Below are 20,299 nucleotides of genomic sequence, written 5' to 3' on the forward strand. Positions count from 1 at the left end.
AACCTACTCCAGAAAAAGGCGAGGCCCGTGGGGGTGCCCGGGCCTCGACCAGGGATGCCGCGGAGCCGGCTTTGCCGGGCCGCTGGCATCGCCCCCCTTTCTAAGGGGGGAGCGGCGAAGCCGCGCAGGGGGATTTACCCGAACCTGACGTACTCGAAATCGACGGGCTGGCGGTTGATGCCCATCACCGGCGGCGCGATCCAGTTGGCGAACTTGCCCGGCTCGACCACGCGGCCCATCAGCGAGGCCACGAAGGCGAAGTCTTCCGGCGTGGGCAGCCATTCGGCTTTCTTCGCTTCCCATTCGGCTGCGTTGACGACCCGGCCTTCGGGCGACAGGCGGATGCCCGCGAGCGCGCCGATCTGGCGGTTGAAGGCCTTGTGCGGCACGGTCAGTCGCGTGGGGATGCCGGCCTTCTCCAGCACCTTGTTCCAGCGGTTCACACCCGCCACGGAATCGGTGATGAAGTCGTCGCGCAGCACCTCGTTGAGCGCGTTGAGCATGGGCACTTCCTTCTCGACGAGCTGGCCGTTCTGCACCTCGAGCACCTTGTAGGTCTGGCCCTTGAGCACGTGGTCGTCGGTGCGCTTGCCCTCTTCGTAGCGGCCCTTGAGGCCCGAGCTGTAGAAGATGGCGGCGTTGCTCGACTGGTCGGCTCCGAACAGGTCGATGGTGACCGAGTAGTGGAAGTTCAGGTAGCGCTGCACCGTGCCGAGGTCGATGGCGCCAGCGGCGCGCACCTTGGCCGGGTCGTCGGTCTTGAGCTCGTTCATCACCTGCGCGGTGCGCTGCAGCACGCGCGACACGCCGCTCTCGCCCACGAACATGTGGTGGGCTTCCTCGGTCAGCATGAACTTGGTCGTGCGGGCCAGCGGGTCGAAGGCGGACTCGGCCAGCGCCGACAGCTGGAACTTGCCGTCGCGGTCGGTGAAGTAGGTGAACATGAAGAAGGCCAGCCAGTCGGGGGTCTTCTCGTTGAACGCGCCCAGGATGCGCGGGTTGTCCTGGTCGCCGGACTGGCGCTGCAGCAGGGCCTCGGCCTCCTCGCGGCCGTCGCGGCCGAAGTGCTTGTGCAGCAGGTAGACCATGGCCCAGAGGTGGCGGCCCTCTTCCACGTTGATCTGGAACAGGTTGCGCAGGTCGTACATGCTGGGCGCGGTCAGGCCCAGGTGGCGCTGCTGTTCCACCGACGCGGGCTCGGTGTCGCCCTGCGTGACGATGATGCGGCGCAGGTTGGCGCGGTGCTCGCCGGGCACGTCGTTCCAGGCGGCCTCGCCCTTGTGGTCCCCGAAGTGGATCTTGCGCTCGGCGTCGCCGGGGTTCAGGAAGATGCCCCAGCGGTAGTCGCGCATCTTCACGTGGCCGAACTGGGCCCAGCCCTGCGGGTCCACGCTGACCGCCGTGCGCAGGTAGACCTCGTGGTTGGTCGAGCCCTCGGGGCCGACGTCGTCCCACCAGTTGATGAAGTTGGGCTGCCAGCCTTCCAGCGCGCGTTGCAGCGTGCGGTCTTCGGACAGGTTGACGTTGTTCGGGATCTTCTCGCTGTAGTTGATCGTGGACATGTCGTTCTTCCTCGGGTTCGGTGGGTGGGTCAGACGCGGTTGAAATCGAACAGGGCTTTGTCGCCCTTGCCATAGACCTTGAGCGCGCCCTTGTCGCCGACGGCGTTGGGGCGGATGAAGATCCAGTTCTGCCAGGCGGACAGGCGCCCGAAGATGCGGGTGAGCATGTTCTCTTTCTGGGCGAAGCGCAGGTTGGCTTCCAGGCCGGTCAGCGCGTCGGGCGACATGGCGGCGCGCTCTTCGATGGCGATGCGCACCTCGTCGGCCCAGTCGATGTCGTCGGGCGCGGCGGTGACCAGGCCCAGTTTGACGGCGGCGTCGGCGTCCAGCGCCTGGCCCACGGCGCCGCGCACGGCCTCCATGGCGGGCGTTTCTTCATAGAAGCGGCGCTGCAGGCGCGACTGGCCGTTCACCATGGGCAGCAGGCCCAGATTGAACTCGCCCAGCGTGATCTTGGGCGCATTCGCCTCGTCGTCGGGCAGCGCCAGCATGTAGGTGCGGTCGGCGCAGAAGGCCAGTTCGGCCAGCGAGCCGGCGAAGCACGAGCCCTGCTCGACCAGCGCGAACAGGCTGCGCGAGGACACGTCCAGGCGGGCGAAGGTGCGGCGCAGCAGGCCGATGGTTTCGCGCACGAACCAGTGGTTCTGGTGCTTGAGCAGGGTGGCGTCGCTGGCCAGCACGGCGGCGGCGTCGCCTTCGGTCTTGATCAGCCAGGTGCCGATGTCGAGCTCGTTGGTGCGCAGGTTGAGGATGGCGTCGTCGAGTTCGCGGCCCATCTGCAGCGGCCACCACGAGGCGCCCGCGGCCTCGATGCCGGCGATGTCGGTGGGCTGGGCGCTGCCGGGCGCCTTCACGGTCAGCGTGGCGGTGCGCTTGGCGCGGTCGATGGCGACGTTGACGTATTGATAGGCGATGCCGTCGGCGCTGTCGGTGCGCTGGATGCGCGGCAGGGCCACGCCTTTGGCCTCGGCCGGGCGGTCGCTCTGCGCGGCCAGGGCCTCGGCGCGTGCGGCGACGTGGGCGGCGAACTGCTGCGGCTTGGCGATGGAGTCCACCAGGCGCCAGTCCACGGCCTTCTGGCCGCGCACGCCTTCGCTGGTGGTGCAGAAGATGTCGGCCAGGTCGTGGCGCACGTGGCGCTTGTCGGTCACGCGGGTGAGGCCACCGGTGCCAGGCAGCACGCCCAACAGCGGCACCTCGGGCAGGCTCACGGCGCTGCTGCGGTCGTCCACCAGCACGATTTCGTCGCAGGCCAGGGCCAGCTCGTAGCCGCCGCCGGCGCAGGCGCCGTTCACCGCGGCGATGAACTTCAGGCCGCTGTTCTTGGAGGAGTCTTCCAGGCCGTTGCGCGTTTCATTGGTGAACTTGCAGAAGTTCACCTTCCAGGCGTGGCTGGACAGGCCCAGCATGAAGATGTTGGCGCCCGAGCAGAACACGCGGTCCTTGCCGCTGGTCACCACCACGGTGCGCACCTGCGGGTGCTCGAAGCGGATGCGGTTGACGGCGTCGTGCAGCTCCACGTCCACGCCCAGGTCGTAGCTGTTGAGCTTGAGCTTGTAGCCGGGGCGGATGCCGGCGTCTTCGTTGATGTCGACGGCCAGCGTGGCGGTGGCACCGTCCACCGACAGCTTCCAGTGGCGGTACTGGCTGGGTTCGGTGCGGTAGTCGACGGGGGCGGGGTGGCTCATGGCGGTCTCCTCGGGAGGGTGGGGCTTGGCCGGCGGACCATGGCAGGTGTCACCGGCATGACCGGAATAATAGTGCATGCGTCAAAGTGCAGTCAATGCATTTTTATGCATGTTCCGGCCGTTGGTCGGCCGGGTCGCTCAGCCGCCGGGGGCGGCGATCAGGGCCTGCACCCGCTCCCGCAGGGCGGCGTAGGCCTCGTCCACGCCCGCGTAGGCGCTGGTGTTGAAGTGCAGATCGGCCTTGGAATAGAAGGCCGAGCGGCCCGCGAGGATGCGCTTGAGGTCTTCCATGGCCTCGCGGCTGGCGGCCATGGGCCGCAGATCGCCCTGGGCCGCCACCCGGCCCATGTGGTCGGCCGGGTCCGCCTGCAGCCACACCGTGGTGCAGTGGGCCAGCAAGACGTTGAAGTTGGCCGCGTCCGAGACCAGGCCGCCGGGCGTGGCGATCACCACCTCGGGGTAGATCTGGATCGCCTCCTCCAGGGCGCGGCGCTCGTAGCGCCGGTAGGCTGGCGTGCCGTAGAGCGCGTGGATCTCGTCGATGCTGCAGCCGGCGAACTTCTCGATCTCGCGGCTCAGCTCGATGAAGGCATAGCCGAGCTCATCCGCCAGGCGCTGGCCCAGCGTGGACTTGCCGGCGCCGCGCAGGCCGATGAGCGCGATGCGCGTGTGCCGGGTGCTGTCGCTCTCCGTCTGCGACTGGCCCAGCGCGCCGCCGATGGCCACGCGCACGCGGCGCAGGTCGGTCTCGGATCGGCCCGCCAGCATCTCGCGGATCAGCAGCCACTCGGGCGAGCTGGTGCTCACGTCGCCGATCAGCTCGGCCAGGGGGCAGTGCAGCGCCTCGGCCACCTGCAGCAGCACGAGGATGGAGGCGTTACCGGTGCCGTACTCGAGATTGGCCAGGTGGCGCTCGGACACGTCGGCCGCCAGCGCCACGGCCTTGCGCGTCATCCCACGGCGCGAGCGCAGCGTGCGCACGCGCTCGCCGAGCGCCACGAGGAAGGGGTGCCGGCCTTCCTCCTCGGCGGCGGGGCTGGAGGCGGCGGCACTGGCTTCGGCGTCCATGGGGGGCATGGTTTGTCGGGCTTAGGGTTTGCGGGCTTGCCAAATGGCAAGACATGCACTTTAATGCACATTTCGCCGCACGCAACATAGTGCACTTTATCGCTTCACCGGTTTCGACACCAGCCCCCCCGGTGTGAACCAGCCCCCGGTTTGATGGAGCCCACCATGACCACCACCCCCCTGCTGCCCAACATCGTCGCCGGTAAAGCCCACCTGGGCCAAGGCCCGGGAACCCCCCTGTTCGATCCGGTGCTGGGCACCGAACTCGTGCGCGTGAGCCGCGAAGGCCTGGACCTGGCCAGCGCCTTCGCCTTCGCGCGCGAACAGGGCGGCGCCGCGTTGCGCGCGCTCAGCTACCGCGAGCGCGCCGGCCTGCTCGGCGCCATCGGCCAGGTGCTGCAGGCCAAGCGCGACGACTACTACGCCATCGCCACCGCCAACTCCGGCACCGTCACGCGCGACTCGGCCGTGGACATCGACGGCGGCATCTTCACCATCGGCCAGTACGCCAAATGGGGCGAAAAACTCGGCGACGCGCGCGCCCTGCTCGACGGCGAGCGCATCCGCCTCGGCAAGGACCCGGCCTTCCAGAGTCAGCACGTCCTCACGCCCACGCGCGGCCTGGCGCTGTTCATCAACGCCTTCAACTTCCCGAGCTGGGGCCTGTGGGAGAAGGCCGCCCCCGCCCTGCTGAGCGGCGTGCCCGTGGTGGTCAAGCCCGGCACGCCCACCGCCTGGCTGACGCAGCGCATGGTGCAGGACGTGGTGGAGGCCGGCGTGCTGCCCGCGGGCGCCCTGTCGGTGATCTGCGGCGCCTCGGCCGGCCTGCTGGACGCGCTGCAGCCCTTCGACGTGCTGTCCTTCACCGGCTCGGCGGGCACGGCGGCGCAGATCCGCGGCCATGCGGCCATCGCCGAGCGCTCGGTGCGCTGCAACATCGAGGCCGACAGCCTCAACAGCGCCCTGCTCGACCCGAACGCCAGCGCCGACAGCGAGGCCTTCACCCTGTTCGTGAACGAGGTGGTGCGCGAGATGACCGTCAAGAGCGGCCAGAAGTGCACGGCCATCCGCCGCGCCTTCGTGCCGCGCGCGCTCTACGACGCCGCCGCGCAGGCGATCGGCGCCAAGCTGGCCAAGGTCAGCGTGGGCAACCCGCGCAACGAGGCCGTGCGCATGGGCGCGCTGGTGAGCCGCGCGCAGTTCGATGGCGTGCAGGAAGGCCTGGCCCAGCTGCTCGCCGAGGCCACGCCGCTGTACGACGGCCGCGCCCAGGCCCTGGTGGACGCCGACCCCGCCGTGGCCGCCTGCGCCATGCCCGTGCTGCTGGGCACCAGCGACCCGGTGAAGGCCCGCGTGCTGCACGACGTGGAGGTCTTCGGCCCCGTGTCCACGCTCATGCCTTACGACGGCGAGGCCCAGGCCTTCGAACTCATCCGCCGCGGCCAGGGCTCGCTCGTGGCCTCGGTCTACAGCGCCGACCCCGCCTTCGTGGCGCGCGCCGCGCTGGAGCTGGCCGACAGCCACGGCCGCGTGCACGCCATCTCGCCCGACGTGGCCAGCCTGCACACCGGCCACGGCAACGTGATGCCGCATTCCCTGCACGGCGGCCCCGGCCGCGCGGGCGGCGGCGAAGAGCTCGGCGGCCTGCGCGCCCTGGGCTTCTACCACCGCCGCAGCGCGGTACAGGCCAGCACGGCCGCGCTGGACGCGCTGGCCGCGAGCGCCACGCCCTTGGCGTTATGACCCCCCCCCCGCCGCGCTGCGCGCGCCCCCCTCAAGGGGGCGACACCCGCGGCCCGGCAAAGCCGGTTCCGCGGTGTCACGGAACGGCGCGGCGGGCCCACGCAGCTATGTCATCAAGGAGACCGCCATGAGTCATGACACCGTGGCCGCGCCACCGGTGCGCTTCAACTTCGCCCGCCACCTGCTCGACCTCAATGCCGCGCGCGCGGCCAAGACTGCGCTCATCGACGACCAAGGCACGCTCAGCTACGGCCAGCTCGCCGACGCCGTGCGCCGCTGCGCGGGCGCGCTGCAGGCCCTGGGCCTGCGCCGCGAGGAGCGCGTGCTGCTGCTGGCGCAGGACAGCAGCGACTGGGTCGTGGCCTTCCTGGGCGCGCTGTACGCTGGCGTGGTGCCGGTGGCGGTGAACACCCTGCTGCCGGCCAAGGACATCGCCTACATGCTGGGCGACAGCCGCGCGCAGGCGGCCATCGTCAGCGGCGCGCTGCTGCCCACCGTGCAGGAGGCCATGGCCCTGGGCACGCACGGCGTGAAACACCTGATGGTCTCGCGCGGCCAGAACCTTCCCCCGGGCGCCCACGCCTTCGACGCCCTGCTCCAGGCCGCCGCGCCCGCCGAGCCCACCGACACGCACGCCGAGGAGCCCGCGTTCTGGCTCTACTCCAGCGGCTCCACCGGCGCGCCCAAAGGCACGGTGCACACCCAGGGCAACCTGTACTGGACGGCCGAGCTCTACGGCAAGGGCGTGCTGAAGATGCGCGAGGACGACGTGGTCTTCTCCGCCGCGAAACTCTTCTTCGCCTACGGCCTGGGCAATGCGCTGAGCTTTCCGCTCAGCGTGGGCGCCACCGTGGTGCTGATGGCCGAGCGGCCCACGCCGCAGGCCTGCTTCAAGCGCATGACGGAACACAGGCCCACCATCTTCTGCGGCGCCCCCACGGGCTATGGCGGCATGCTCGCCAGCCCCGACCTGCCGGCGAAAAGCGCCGTGGCGCTGCGCCTGTGCTCATCGGCCGGCGAGGCGCTGCCGCAGGACATCGGCGAGCGCTGGACGCGCCACTTTGGCGTCGAAATCATCGACGGCATCGGCTCCACCGAGATGCTGCACATCTTCCTGTCCAACGTGCCGGGCGAGGTGCACTACGGCACCACCGGCCGTCCCGTGCCGGGCTACGAGGTGGAACTGCGCGGCGAGGACGGCCGCCCCGTGGCCGACAACGCCGACGGCTCCTCCGAGATCGGCGACCTCTACATCAAGGGCCCCAGCGCCGCGCTGATGTACTGGAACAACCGCGCCAAGAGCCGCGACACCTTCCAGGGCGCCTGGACCAAGAGCGGCGACAAGTACCTGCGCAACCCCAACGGCACCTACACCTACGCCGGCCGCAACGACGACATGCTCAAGGTGAGCGGCATCTACGTCAGCCCCTTCGAGGTGGAGGCCACGCTGGTGCAGCACCCCGCCGTGCTGGAGGCCGCCGTCATCGGCAAGGAAGACAGCGACGGCCTGACCAAGACCAAGGCCTACGTGGTGCTCAAGCCCGGCCAGCAGGCCAGCGCGGCCGAGCTGCAGGCCTTCGTGAAGGAGCGCCTGGCGCCCTATAAGTACCCGCGCTTCATCGAGTTCCTCGACGAACTGCCCAAGACCGCCACCGGCAAGATCCAGCGCTTTAGGCTGCGCGAGCGCGAGCAGGCGGCGGGCTGAGCGCTTCCGCGGATGGCCTCGGCCATCTGGCCCGGAGCCTCGGGCGGGGCGGCGTTACTGATTGAGCGTCCAAAACCGCGCCGCCCCTGTTGTGCAGGGTCGGCGCACAGCCGAAGCTCGACCATGCCCAAGATCCTCTCGTTTCACGTACCCAACCCGTTCAAGAAGAAACGCGCGCCGTCAGCGGCCTCGCTCGCCAAGTTCACGGGCCCCACCGCCGGCGCACCAGCCACCACGACACCCCCGCCCCAGGCCCAGCGCTGGAGTGCCAAGAAGTCGGCTCAGAGATTCTTCAGCCACTTCTTCAAGCCCACTGCATCCACCAAAGTCGCCGTGGCCACGGCCCAGCAGGGCGTCATCCAAGCCGTGACAAGCGACCAGCCCCTGGCCGGAAACGAGCAATACCAGGCGCATCTGCAGGTGCTGATCCAAGACTACGCCGCCGCACTGAACGTCCCTGGGCCCGCCGCCCCAGCGCCCGTCACCCCGGAACCCGCCACTCAGGGGCCGGCCGACAACACGCCTGCCACTGGCTTGGGCTGGTTTGAGCAACAGATTTTGGGGTCCAAGACGTTCCCCATGGAGCCCCTGGACAGCGCTCTGTCGCGCAAGGAAGCCGAGGTCAAACAAGCCCTGGCGCAACTCAGCGCGGATATGGTCAAAACCGGTGAACCCTACAGGACCGTGAAGCTGAACGATGGAAGCACCGTCAGCGCCAGCTTCAACGAGGACAAGAGCGTATTCACCGTTCAAGACTCCGCGGCCTACAACTCCCAAGGTAAGTTCGGCGAGTGGGTCAGCGTGCACACGCAAAGCGGCAGCCTCCGGCTGAACACAGTCGCCCCGGCCGACCATGTGTCTCCCGGCCCCGCGTTGCGCGATGCGCTGGCCAACATCGAGGTCCTGCAGGGGTCCGCACCCGCGGCGGTCTGAGCCGGCACGCCGGTGGCCCCGGCGCTCAGCCGATCTCCAGCGCCGTCAAGGCGTACTGCCGCGCCAGATCGATGGCCGGCGCCGGGCCCCTGACCATGCGTGCCGTGGGGAAGCCCGCGACGAAGCCGTGGCGTTCCATCAGCACCACGGCCTCGCGGTTGGGCTCCGGCACATCGAGGTGCACGGCCTCCTGCGGCGCCACGCCCGCGCACAGGGCCCGCAACAGGCCCTCGGCGATGGCCGGTGAATCGGCGCACAACGGGCCGATCTTGTGGCCCTGCACGCAGGCGCGGCGCACGCCATAGCCGCGCAGCCGCCCGTCCTGCAGCCAGCCCAGGGCCGTGCCCCGGCGCTGGCGGATCCAGGTCTGCAGGAAGGCCGGGCGCGGCTCGGGGTGGAAGGCCAGGTCGTAGGCGGCCAAATCGTCGAACGGCAGGCCCGCCAGACGCACGATGGCCGGGTGCGCCGGGCGCGGTCCCAGGCCGTGCCCGCTGTAGCGCCGGTTGCGCCAGGCCAGGTCGAAGCCGCTGCGCATGTAGTTGTGCTGCTGCTCGACCACGCCATCGAGGGCCACCACGCAGCCCTTCAGGTGTTCCAGCGCCGCGTGCCACACCGCCAGGCCCAGCCCCTGGCCGCGGAACGCCGGCTCCACGATGTACAGACCAATGAAGCCGTAGCCCACGCCGTAGCGCAGGGCGCTGATGCTGGCCACCGGCCGTTCGCCCACCCAGGCCATGAAGTGGCCACGCGGGTCGATGGCGTGGAACATCTCGGTGTCGTGCAGGCCGGGGTTCCAGCCCTCGCGCGCGGCCCAGTGCAGGGCCAGGCCGACGTCGTAGCGCGACATGCGCTGGATGCGGTGGGTGGGTGTCTTCATGCGCGGTCTCTTGGGTGAAACCGCGATGAAAGCCCAAGCCGCGCCCGGGTGCCATACCGCGTCGGCGGTAGGGCACATGACGACCCTGCTCAGGTGTCGCTGGAGATCTTGATGCTGGGGAACTTGGACGAGAAGTCCTTGGCCTTGGCGGCGATCTTGATCGCCACCTGGCGCGCCACCGACTTGTACAGGCCGGCGATCTCGCCCTCGGGGTCGGCCACCACGGTGGGCCGGCCGCCGTCGGCCTGCACGCGGATGCTCATGTTCAGCGGCAGCGCGCCCAGGTAGTCCATGCCGTACTCGGCGGCCATGTGCTTGCCGCCGTCGGCACCGAAGATGTGCTCCACGTGACCGCACTTCTCGCACACGTGCACGGCCATGTTCTCCACGATGCCCAGGATGGGCACGCCCACCTTCTCGAACATCTTGATGCCCTTGCGCGCGTCCAGCAGGGCGATGTCCTGCGGCGTGGTGACGATCACCGCGCCCGTGATGGGCACACGCTGCGACAGCGTGAGCTGGATGTCGCCGGTGCCGGGCGGCATGTCGACGATGAGGTAGTCGAGGTCCTTCCAGTTGGTCTGGCGCAGCAGCTGCTCCAGCGCCTGCGTGGCCATGGGGCCGCGCCAGATCATGGCCTCGTCGCGGTCGATGAGGAAACCGATGGAGATGATCTGCACGCCGTAGTTTTCCAGCGGCTCCATGGTCTGGCCATCGATGCTCTCGGGCCGGCCCTCGATGCCCAGCATCATGGGCTGGCTGGGGCCGTAGATGTCGGCATCGAGCACGCCCACGCTGGCGCCCTCGGCCGCCAGCGCCAGCGCCAGGTTCACGGCCGTGGTGCTCTTGCCCACGCCGCCCTTGCCCGAGGCCACGGCGATGATGTTCTTCACCTGCGGCAGCAGCGCCACGCCGCGCTGCGCGGCGTGCGCGATGACCTTGGTGTGCAGGTTCACCGACACGTTTTCCACGCCCGCCACCGACCGCGCCGCCGCCACCAGGGCCTTGCGCAGCGCGGGCATCTGGCTCTTGGCCGGGTAGCCCAGCTCGACGTCGAAGGACACCTCGCCGTCCTGCGCCTGCAGGTTCTTCAGGGCCTTGGTGGAAACGAAGTCGCGCCCGGTGTTCGGGTCCTGCACGGCTTGCAGCGCCTGCATCAGCGCCTGTTGGTCGACGGGCATGGGGGGATGGCTCCTGGGGTGAGGGGATGGCCGCCACGCCGTGGGGAAATACGGGGGCGGGTGCTCTGCGGCGGCGAAAGTCTACCGCCGCGGGGACACCACCGCCATGAAAGGGGTTCAGCGCCGGGCGCCCTGGTGCCCGAACGCCCCCCGGTTCATTGCGCCTGCGATGACAGCAGGGCCTTGCGCCAATCCAGCGCCGCTTGTTTCAGGGCTTGGGGTTTGTCCTCCCCGGGAATGTCTGTCGACGTGAAGAGGCCCACCATGGCCTTGACCCAGATGGCCTCGTGCTGCCCGATCGCGGTGTCCAGCCACTGCGGAAAGGTCTCGGCCGCCGCGGTCCAGAGCGCGGCGAGGTTTAAGGCCCAGCCAGGCCCCACCGCCCCGGCGTTCGGCTGAGACAGCACCTCCCGGCACGCCGTCACCAAGGCGCTGGCCCAATGCTCCGCCCATCGGAACGCGGGGCCACCCGACCCGCTCGGCGCGCAGGCCGCGACGCGGGCGGCGTTCAGGGCCTGACCGCAGCGCAGCAGCCCCTTCGCCAGGTTGTGCCGCAACAAGACCACGGGGGCCGGTCCGCCTGTCGGTGCCCCCGGCGGGGGCTCCATCAGGGAAAGGAACACCCCCTGGTTGTCATGGTCCCAAAGGTGAATCTGCATTCGCTCACGCCACAGGTAGTTGTCCATGAGCCGCGCGTGCAGTTCCGCGGGACACGTCAACCCATTGACCAGCGCCCTGACCCACAGGTCTTCCAGGAATGCCCTGCGCTGCTTGCCTTCGGCGCGCTCGACTTCGAAGCCACGGCCGAGGCAGAACTCGATGAGCCACCGCTCCATCGACGTCGATGCGGGATCGGGCTTGGCCGCGACGAACCGGCAGAAATCCAGCAGCATCCTCCACCCCGGCTGCCAGCGGTGGGTGTGGCTTTCCCTGTCGGCCAGCCAGTCGCGCTGTGACATCAGCCGGCTGGCGATGCGCAGGAAGCGGTCCACACCCGACACCGGCGTCTCACTCTGCAGAGAAGGCGGCATCGCCACCAGCACCCGCCGCAGATCAAGGCCGTCGGCGAAGCGCTCGAACAACCACACCATGCGGGCGATGCCGCAGGCCTCGCCGTCCATGGCCGCTGCCAAGACGCCCGCCAGCAGGGGACCGGAGGCCTTCTGGTCCTTGACCACGGGTCGCAACCACCCATCAAACTCGGCGGAAGACAGCGCCTGGCCCACGCCGCACCCGAAAGCGCCCAGGCCCAGGTCCAGCAGCTGGTCTATCCAGTGGCGCGTCTCCCACCACGCCCCCCAGGCCGGGCGCCAGGCCCGGCGGGCCAGTTGTTCCACATGGGCCCGCAACCGGTCCATCCGGGCCTGCCTGCCGGCCCCCTCAGGGTTGGCGCAAGGCGGCACCGCCCCGCTGTCCAGGTGCTGGCGCACCACGCCCTCCAAGGGGTGGTTCTCGCCCAGCCCGCAGCGCTCCAGCAGCCCCAGCAGGCGCTGGAGCACCGGTCTGCGCCGTGCCCGCCTTTCGCTCCTCACTGTCGTCAAGCGCGCCCGCGTCCTGTCCAACTGCCGCCCCAGCGCCCTCAGCTCCCGCGCATGCTGCTCCTGGTCCTGCGGTGTTTTGTGCCGTGGGTCCTCGGCCCAGGTGATCTCGGCTCTCTGGATCGCCTCGCTCAGCCCATCGGCTTTCTTCTGAATGAGCCGCAGGGCTTCGTCGTCTTCTTCGGGCAGGTCGTGGATTTGCAGGCCCTGGCCGGTCAAGCCGTAGGTCAGGCCAACGGTCTTGAGCAGCGCCTGGACGTCCTGCGCCAGCCGATCGAAGTGCTCCAGGGCGACACCCGGCCCCGCCAACCAGCACAGCTCGGCGATGCCATCGGCGGCTTTCTCGGGGCATCCCTCCTGGAGATGGCGAGCCAGCTGTTGCGGCACCCCCCGGTCCAGACGCGCCTGCATTGCCTGCACCTCGGCCCGCGCCCGCTCGTCCAGGCCACTGTCGGACGCGAGCAGGTCTTTGAACGCCGACCTCAGGCACTCACCGAGCCACAAGCGATCGTCTGCATGCGCCTGCGGTTCGTCGCACAACGCCAGGTAGCAAGCGACCAGCCCGTTCAGGGCGTGGGCCGTGTCGGCATTGGCCGCCCGCTGCACCGCCGCCGACAGCAGGCGCTCGCGGCACGGCTCGGGCACGGCGTCCAGCAGGTCCGGCGTCAGCTCGCAGGCCCAGGCCCGCTCGAGCAAGCTGGCCCAACCGCCGAGCTGCACCGACGGCTGCTCTGGCGCAGGGGCGTTCTCTGTCAAGGCATGCGCCACGGCACTGCGCAGGATGGCGCGACGCAACGGGTCCGCCAAGCCCTCCGCACGGTCCAGCCAGGTCGCGCACACGCCCATGCCGGCCGACAAGCTGGCGTCAAAGCCCGCCTCGATGTTCTGGCGTACCCAGCCAAACAGGTCCTCGGTCGAAAGGCCGGTCAACACCTCGTGCAAGCCGCCCACCGCATCGGGGACCCCATACGCGAGGCTGCGCTTGTCCTCGCGGGAACACCCGCGATAGGCGCTCCAGAAGCCGCTCCAGTCATCGCGCAGCAGCGCAATCTTGGCGAGCGAGTGGGCCGAGCAATGGGCGCTCACTTGTTCGACGATGAAGTCGTGGTACTCGAACTTCTCATTCATGTGCCGGCAAGCGTGCGCCGCCACGCCAAACAGCGCGCGCTGGAATCGCTGGCGAATCTCCTCGTCCGCGTGGTCCTTGAGCGCGTCCTTGTCCTCGACGTTCATCGACAGGAACAGGTGGGCTCGCGTGGCAGGAGCCAGCACCTCCAGCCAGTCGCAGACCTGCGAATGCTGCCCCGTCGCCACCAGCCCTTTGATGCACTGGGCCAGCTGGGTTGTCCCGCCCGTGTCGAGTTCCACCGGGCCATTGAACTCCAGGCGGCCGTCGCCAACGCGCGCGGGCGACTGGTCCTGGCTTTGGAACATCTGGATCGTTTGGCACAGGCGCGAACCACGCGCCCTCGCTCATCGCCCCCCGCGCAACGACGAGGGGCTTGAGCTCGCCGGGGGTGGGCGGTTCGATCCCCTCCCGCGGGGACAAGGCGCGCCCCCCGGGCAGGTGCTGCATCGGCCCGGTGTTCTGTGGCACGGCCTCTGGGCGCTGCTCGTGAGCGCTTTCACGCGATGGGCGTCGAGGAGACGTCGAAGGAGAACGACGGATCATTCGCATGCTGATGGCTCTGTAGCGGGAGAACGAAGGCGAACCGACGCCGCCGCGGCCTGCCGGCGGCAGCGCATGGCCACGCTCTCAGGCCGGCCCCTTATCGTTTGAGGTGCTGATGAACCCAGCGCACGACGGCCCTCCCAGCCGCCTCGTCGTGGGCACCTGTGTGGCTGGCGCTGTTGGCATCGCTGTCATTCACGATTTCGATGACACGGGCCAACCACGGGTGGCGCGACAACACCCCTTCCCACCACTCGGGCTTCAGCCTGGCTAGGCCGCTCCAGAAGCGGCCGACGTCCAACACGATGGGGGCCAGGACTTCCTGGGGAAGGTCGATCAGTGGCGGCTCGAACGCCTGCGACGCCGTCCACCACTGCAAAGTGAACTCCACCGACGCCGTGGCCCGTTCAACATCCTCGCCGGACCACGAATCGCCATGCTGAGGCGCCAACAGCGGCAACAAGCGCGGGTTGCGCACCGCCATGCGCGCCAGGTTGTCGTTCAGCAGCGCGAGCTGCTGCCGTTGATCGAGGTCTGAGCAGCGGCCAGGGCACAGACGCGCCAGCAACCGCGGGTGTTGACCGCGGTCCCAAAGGACGTTCGATACCGCTGGCACGCCGGACACCTCGCTGAACATGAAATGGTCGTCGAGGACCTTGGGGGAGAGACCGTTCACCACAGCCGACAACCAGAGGTCGTCAAAAAGGGCGCGCCGTTCGGCTTGGCCGCCGGACAGCATCGACTGGTGCAGGAACGCCCGAATGACCAACCCCTCACCCCACGGGGCAGCATCGGGCGAATCGTGGATGAACTGTCCGAGGGCGAAGAGCACATCCCACCCCTCCCAGGCGGTGGGACTTGACCACCGATCGCCGGCCTGGCGTTGAAGCGCGTTCAGTTGCTCGGGCTCGCCGGCCAAACGGGCGGCCAGCGCGAAGAGGCGATCGAGGCCCGATATCGGTGGCTCGTTGGGCGACGAGGGCGCCCAAATGGGCGAGAGCAGTCTGCGCAGGGCGACGTGAGGGGCATAGGCCGAGATGAGGGCACACAACTGGCTGGTCGTGCAATGCGGCGATCCCATGGCTTTCGTGATCATCTCCAGCAACAGCGCCTTGATCGGCGGGGTCGCTTGGGACAAGGCCTGTAGCACCGGCTCGTTCGCTTGTCCCGCGTCATCGAGCAGCTCCTTCAGCACCGCCTTCACCGACGGCCCGTCGTGCGGCTTGGGTAGGGCGAGCAGCGGCAGGGACAGAGGCGTCTGCGGCGCTTGCATGCCCGCGGGAGGAAAGCTGAGGGGCTGCTCAGGCGGACGCGCTTCCCTGCCTTCGAGGCGGCGGTCATCCGGGGCGTCCGGCTGCGACGCTGTCGTGCCCTGCGGCATCGGCGCCGAGAGGGACGGGTCTTGTTCCGGGTTCTTCTTCGAGGTCGAGGGGAACCGGGGAATCGGGCGTTGGGGGAACGTTGCGCTGTGTTTTTGCATGTGGCTGCTCCTTTCGATCGACAACGGGGGGCATGCGGGAACGGGTCTGCAGCCTGGCCAATGCCTTTGCCCTGCTGCTCTTTGACCGCTCCCGATGCATCGCCGCGTCAGTACCCCCGTCAGATGAGGCGGTTCCTCTCGCCCATAAAATGAAGGGTTTCATCACGAGCGCCACCATGCCCCGCCAGCTCTTCGTCACCACCGCATTGCCGTACGCCAACGGCCACTTCCACATCGGCCACATCATGGAATACATCCAGGCCGACATCTGGGTGCGGTTCCAGCGCATGCAGGGGCACACGGTGCACTTCGTCTGTGCCGACGACGCGCACGGCGCGCCGATCATGATCGCGGCCGACAAGGCCGGCAAAACGCCGCAGCAGTTCGTGGCCGACATCGCCGCGGGCCGCAAGCCCTACCTCGACGGCTTTCACATCGCCTTCGACAACTGGCACAGCACCGACGCGCCCGAGAACCACGAGCTCGCGCGGGCCATCTACAAGGACCTCAAGGCGGCCGGCCTGATCGAGACGCGCACCATCGAGCAGTTCTTCGACCCTGAGAAGAACATGTTCCTGCCCGATCGCTTTATCAAAGGCGAGTGCCCGAACTGCCAAGCCAAGGACCAGTACGGCGACAACTGCGAGGTCTGTGGCAAGGTCTACAGCCCCACCGATCTCATCAACCCCTACTCGGCGCTGTCGGGCGCCAAGCCGGTGCTCAAGCACTCCGAGCACTTCTTCTTCAAGCTGTCCGATCCGCGCTGCCTGGCCTTCCTCAAGCAGTGGACCACCAGCGGCGCGGTGCAGCCCGAGGTGCTGAACAAGATCAGCGAATGGATCGCGCCCGACGAGAACGGCCAGACCAAGCTGGGCGACTGGGACATCTCGCGCGACGCGCCCTACTTCGGCATTGAGATCCCCGACGCGCCGGGCAAGTACTTCTACGTGTGGCTGGACGCGCCCGTGGGCTACCTGGCCTCGCTGAAAAACTGGCTGGGCCGGCAGGGCATCGACTACGCCGCCTTCATGGCCGACCCGTCCACCGAGCAGTACCACTTCATCGGCAAGGACATCATCACCTTCCACACGCTGTTCTGGCCGGCCATGCTGCACTTCAGCGGCCGCAAGACGCCCAACGCGGTCTTCGTGCACGGCTTCCTCACCGTGAACAACGGCGAGAAGATGAGCAAAAGCCGCGGCACCGGCCTGGACCCCTTGAAGTACCTGAGCCTGGGCATGAACCCGGAATGGCTGCGCTACTACCTGGCGGCCAAGCTCACGGCGCGCAACGAGGACCTGGACTTCAACCAGGAAGACTTCCAGCTGCGGGTCAACAGCGACCTGATCGGCAAGTTCATCAACATCGCCAGCCGAGCGGCGGGGTTCATCGCCAAGCGCTTCAACGGCCGGCTGGGCGCGGCCTCGGCCGACGGCGCGGCCCTGCTGCAGGCGCTGCAGGCCAAGGCTCCGGCCATCGCCGCGCTGTTCGATGCGCGCGAGTACGGCAAGGCGCTGCGCGAGGTGATGGCCCTGGCCGACCAGGTCAACGCCTACGTGGACCAGAACAAGCCCTGGGAGCTGGCCAAGCAGGACGGCCAGGAGGCCCGCCTGCACGACGTCTGCAGCACCTGCATCGAGGCCTTTCGCCTGCTCACGCTCTACCTCAAGCCCGTGCTGCCGGCGCTGGCCGCGCAGGTCGAGGCCTTCCTGCAGGTCCAGCCCCTGCAATGGGCCGACGCCGCCCACCTGCTGGGCGCGGGCCACGCCATCCAGCCCTACCAACACCTCATGCAGCGCGTGGACCCCAAGCAGCTGGAGGCGCTGTTCGAGCCGCCGCCCGCGCCGGTGCAAGCCGCGCCGCTGCCCGGCGGCGAGGTGAAAAAGGCCCCCACGGTCGGCGCTGACGCGTCCTCCCTGCCCCCCGAGGGGGCTGGCTCCGCCTTGGGGCGGCCCGGCGGCGAAGCCATCGCCGAGACCATCACCATCGACGACTTCGCGAAAGTCGACCTGCGCATCGCCCAGATCGTGGACTGCGAGCGCGTGGAGGGCTCCACCAAGCTGCTGCGCCTCACGCTCGACGTGGGCGAAGGCAAGACGCGCAACGTCTTCAGCGGCATCGCCAGCGCCTACCAACCCGAGCAGCTCAAGGGCAAGCTCACCGTGCTGGTGGCCAACCTCGCGCCGCGCAAGATGAAGTTCGGCGTGAGCGAGGGCATGGTGCTGGCCGCCAGCCACGCCGACGAAAAGGCCCAGCCCGGCATCTTCGTGCTGGAGCCCACGCCCGGCGCCGTGCCGGGCATGCGGGTGCGCTGAGCTAGCGCTTCTGCAGGTCCGGGTCCGGCATGGTCCCGGTCTTGATCACGCGCAGGTCCTTGTCGAAGGCCACGCTGAAGATCATGGGCTCGGTCTGGCCCTTGGCCTGGAAGCGCCAGTCCTGGTGCGTCTCGCCGTTGAGCGGGAAGGTCTGCACCTTGCGCGGCTTGCCGAGCAGGCGGCGCACCTGCTCCAGCGGCATGCCGGGCTGCACCTTGGCGAAGTTCTCCTCGGTCAGCACCTGCGAGACCTTCACCAGCACGCCGTCGGCGCCGATGGTGACCATGTAGTTCACCACGCCCTCGGGCTGGCGGTTGTACTCATAGATCTGCGCGCCCTCCTCGCCCTCCCACACGGCCTCGGGCTGGCCGAACTTCTCGCGCACGTCGGCCTCGGTGGACACGCCGGGCTCCAGCTCGGCGATGTTCTGCAGATCGCAGGCGCCCACGAAGCCCACGGCGGCGAGCACGCCGGTGATCAGGCGGCCCAGGCGCCACCAGGCGCTGCGGGTGTTCGGTCGGGTCATGCGGGGGCTCCTTCTGTCCTGGCGGCCGGCGGGGGTCGGCCGGCGTGAGCGGCAGTGTAGGACCTTGCCTTGCGGTGCCGGTAGCCATCGGTAACATCGGCCCATGCCTGGCCTGCCGCCCCTCGCACCGTTTCGCCCGCGCCTGCTGGCGGACCTGCGCGGCTACGACGGCGGCCGCTTCGCGCGCGACCTCGGGGCGGGTGTCACGGTGGGCATCGTGGCGCTGCCCCTGGCCATGGCCTTCGCCATCGCGAGCGGCCTGCCGCCCCAGGCGGGGCTGTGGACGGCCATCATCGGCGGGCTGCTGGTCTCGCTGCTGGGCGGCACCTCGGTGCAGATCGCGGGGCCGGCGGGCGCGTTCATCGTCATCGTCTACGGCATCGTCGAGCGCTACGGCGTGGCCAACCTGCTGATCTCCACCGCCAGCGCCGGCGTGCTGCTGTTCCTGCTGGGCCTGTTCCGCCTGGGCGCGCTGGTGCGCTACGTGCCGGTCAGCGTGGTGATCGGCTTCACCAATGGCATCGCGGTGCTGATCGCGCTGTCGCAGCTGCGCGACCTGCTGGGCCTGCGCGTGCCGCACATGCCGGCCAACTTCTTCGGCCAGATGGCCACCATGGGCCGCCACCTGGACACCGTCAACCCCTGGGCGCTGCTGTTGGGCGCGCTGTGCGTGCTGGGCCTGTTCGTGTGGCCGCGCCTGTGGGCCACCGACTCGCGCTTTCGCCGCCAGCTGGACCACCTGGAGGTGCCCGGCGCCCTGCGCGCGACCTCGCGCGTGCCGGGGCCGGTCGTGGCGCTGCTCACCCTCTCGCTGCTGGCCTGGGCGCTGAAGCTGCCGGTGGAGACCATCGGCACGCGGTTCGGCGGCATCCCGCAGGGCCTGCCGGCCTTTGCACTGCCCGATTTTTCGTGGGAGACCGTGCGCCTGCTGGTCACGCCCACCCTGACCATCGCGCTGCTGGGGGCGGTGGAGTCGCTGCTGTGCGCGCGGGTGGCCGACCAGCTCGCCGACGCGCGCAAGCACGACCCGAACCAGGAACTGATGGCCCAGGGCGTGGCCAACGCGGTGGTGCCCTTCTTCGGCGGCATGCCGGTCACCGGCACCATCGCGCGCACCGTCACCAACATCCGCGCTGGCGCGGCCTCGCCGGTGGCGGGCATGGTGCATTCGCTCACGCTCACGGTGGTGGTGCTGGCGGCGGCGCCGCTGGCCTTTCACATCCCGCTGGCGGTGCTGGCCGGCGTGCTGCTGTTCGTGGCCTGGAACATGGGTGAGTGGCGCGAGTTCGCCCGTCTGAAACACTTCAGCAACCACTACCGGTTGATGCTGCTGAGCACCTTCTCGGTCACCATCGTCTTCGACCTCACGGTGGCCGTGGAGCTGGGCCTGGTGCTGGCGGTGGTGCTGTTCGTGCGGCGCCAGCGCGACATCTTCAGCGCCGAGCCGGTGCGGCGCGAGGACGGCCGCCAGACCTGGCGGCTCTACGGCTCGCTGTTCTTCGGCGCGGTCACCAAGATCGACCCCATCGTCGCCGAGGTGGAGGCCGCGCCCGGGCCGCTGCACCTGCTGCTGGACGCGCACCTGATGGTCTCGCTCGACACCTCCGGCCTGGACGCGCTGGAGCAGCTGCACAAGGCCCTGCGGCGGCGCGGCGGGCGGCTGGAGATCGTGGGCCTGCAGCCGCAGCCGGCCTCGCTGATGGCGCGCTCGGGCTTTGCCGGACGCCTGGCCGAGGCCACCGGGGACGGCCAGTAAAATCGCCGGTTTCCCCCGATCCGGACACCCTCCCCCGCCGCCATGTCCTTCTTCCGCCGCCCCGACTACCAATCCGAAGCCACCCAGTTCATCGAGCAGCTCAAGGCCGATCGGCCGGGGCTGGAGGCCCGGCAGCGCGAGGGCCGCGGCCTGCTCTGGGACAAGACCATCGACCGCGAGTTCGCGGCCGAGGCCGAGGCGGCCGAGGTCCCGCAGAAGCCCTACGTCTACCAGACGAATTCCGACTTCAACTGA

14 protein-coding genes are annotated in these 20,299 nt (G+C 69.2%); 6 read left to right on the plus strand and 8 right to left on the minus strand.

Going from position 1 to position 20,299, the window contains the following annotated elements; all coding sequences use genetic code 11:
- Nucleotides 1-134: 134 nt before the first annotated feature.
- The 3 genes from boxB to JNX00_RS17210 form a co-directional block, all read right to left on the minus strand.
- On the minus strand, nucleotides 135-1,562 hold the full coding sequence (boxB, locus tag JNX00_RS17200; protein WP_070397282.1) for a benzoyl-CoA 2,3-epoxidase subunit BoxB: 1,428 nt from the start codon (nucleotides 1,560-1,562) through the stop codon (nucleotides 135-137).
- Nucleotides 1,563-1,591: 29 nt separating this feature from the next.
- Complete coding sequence (gene boxC, locus JNX00_RS17205; protein ID WP_204742985.1) at nucleotides 1,592-3,250, minus strand: 2,3-epoxybenzoyl-CoA dihydrolase; 1,659 nt, start codon at nucleotides 3,248-3,250, stop codon at nucleotides 1,592-1,594.
- 138 nt (nucleotides 3,251-3,388) lie between these two features.
- Nucleotides 3,389-4,318: a helix-turn-helix transcriptional regulator gene (locus tag JNX00_RS17210; RefSeq protein WP_204745091.1), complete on the minus strand. Its 930-nt coding sequence runs from the start codon at nucleotides 4,316-4,318 to the stop codon at nucleotides 3,389-3,391.
- 165 nt (nucleotides 4,319-4,483) lie between these two features.
- On the opposite strand from JNX00_RS17210, the gene JNX00_RS17215 reads away from it, so the two are divergent.
- The 3 genes from JNX00_RS17215 to JNX00_RS17225 all read left to right on the plus strand — a co-directional run bounded on the left by JNX00_RS17215 (nucleotide 4,484) and on the right by JNX00_RS17225 (nucleotide 8,699).
- Nucleotides 4,484-6,061 (plus strand): 3,4-dehydroadipyl-CoA semialdehyde dehydrogenase, encoded by a 1,578-nt coding sequence (locus JNX00_RS17215; RefSeq protein ID WP_070397279.1) that lies wholly within the window; start codon nucleotides 4,484-4,486, stop codon nucleotides 6,059-6,061.
- Between the two features lie 127 nt (nucleotides 6,062-6,188).
- Complete coding sequence (locus tag JNX00_RS17220; protein WP_204742986.1) at nucleotides 6,189-7,766, plus strand: benzoate-CoA ligase family protein; 1,578 nt, start codon at nucleotides 6,189-6,191, stop codon at nucleotides 7,764-7,766.
- Between the two features lie 123 nt (nucleotides 7,767-7,889).
- Complete coding sequence (locus JNX00_RS17225) at nucleotides 7,890-8,699, plus strand: hypothetical protein (RefSeq protein WP_204742987.1); 810 nt, start codon at nucleotides 7,890-7,892, stop codon at nucleotides 8,697-8,699.
- A gap of 25 nt (nucleotides 8,700-8,724) precedes the next feature.
- Here JNX00_RS17225 and JNX00_RS17230 read toward each other — a convergent pair whose 3' ends face one another.
- From JNX00_RS17230 to JNX00_RS17245, 4 genes are all read right to left on the minus strand, one after another.
- Complete coding sequence (locus tag JNX00_RS17230; RefSeq protein WP_204742988.1) at nucleotides 8,725-9,576, minus strand: GNAT family N-acetyltransferase; 852 nt, start codon at nucleotides 9,574-9,576, stop codon at nucleotides 8,725-8,727.
- A gap of 89 nt (nucleotides 9,577-9,665) precedes the next feature.
- Entirely contained in the window at nucleotides 9,666-10,757 is a 1,092-nt protein-coding gene (gene apbC / locus JNX00_RS17235) for an iron-sulfur cluster carrier protein ApbC (RefSeq protein WP_204742989.1), read from the minus strand.
- 155 nt (nucleotides 10,758-10,912) lie between these two features.
- A complete protein-coding gene (locus tag JNX00_RS17240) occupies nucleotides 10,913-13,729 on the minus strand; it encodes a hypothetical protein (RefSeq protein WP_204742990.1) in 2,817 nt (938 codons plus the stop codon).
- Between the two features lie 335 nt (nucleotides 13,730-14,064).
- Nucleotides 14,065-15,447 (minus strand): hypothetical protein, encoded by a 1,383-nt coding sequence (locus JNX00_RS17245; RefSeq protein WP_204742991.1) that lies wholly within the window; start codon nucleotides 15,445-15,447, stop codon nucleotides 14,065-14,067.
- 176 nt (nucleotides 15,448-15,623) lie between these two features.
- On the opposite strand from JNX00_RS17245, the gene metG reads away from it, so the two are divergent.
- A complete protein-coding gene (metG, locus tag JNX00_RS17250) occupies nucleotides 15,624-17,762 on the plus strand; it encodes a methionine--tRNA ligase (RefSeq protein WP_204742992.1) in 2,139 nt (712 codons plus the stop codon).
- Between the two features lies 1 nt (nucleotide 17,763).
- Here the strand turns inward: metG and bamE are convergent, their stop codons facing one another.
- Nucleotides 17,764-18,288 carry an outer membrane protein assembly factor BamE gene (gene bamE / locus JNX00_RS17255; protein ID WP_070397272.1) on the minus strand — a complete coding sequence of 175 codons (525 nt, stop codon included), beginning with the start codon at nucleotides 18,286-18,288 and terminating at the stop codon, nucleotides 17,764-17,766.
- A gap of 103 nt (nucleotides 18,289-18,391) precedes the next feature.
- Here bamE and JNX00_RS17260 point away from each other — a divergent pair, with 103 nt between their 5' ends.
- Nucleotides 18,392-20,044, plus strand: a complete 1,653-nt coding sequence (locus JNX00_RS17260; protein WP_204742993.1) for a SulP family inorganic anion transporter — start codon at nucleotides 18,392-18,394, stop codon at nucleotides 20,042-20,044.
- Between the two features lie 42 nt (nucleotides 20,045-20,086).
- Complete coding sequence (locus JNX00_RS17265) at nucleotides 20,087-20,299, plus strand: DUF3460 family protein (protein WP_070397270.1); 213 nt, start codon at nucleotides 20,087-20,089, stop codon at nucleotides 20,297-20,299.

The organism is Hydrogenophaga sp. YM1, from assembly GCF_016903055.1.
GTDB lineage: Bacteria > Pseudomonadota > Gammaproteobacteria > Burkholderiales > Burkholderiaceae_C > Hydrogenophaga > Hydrogenophaga borbori.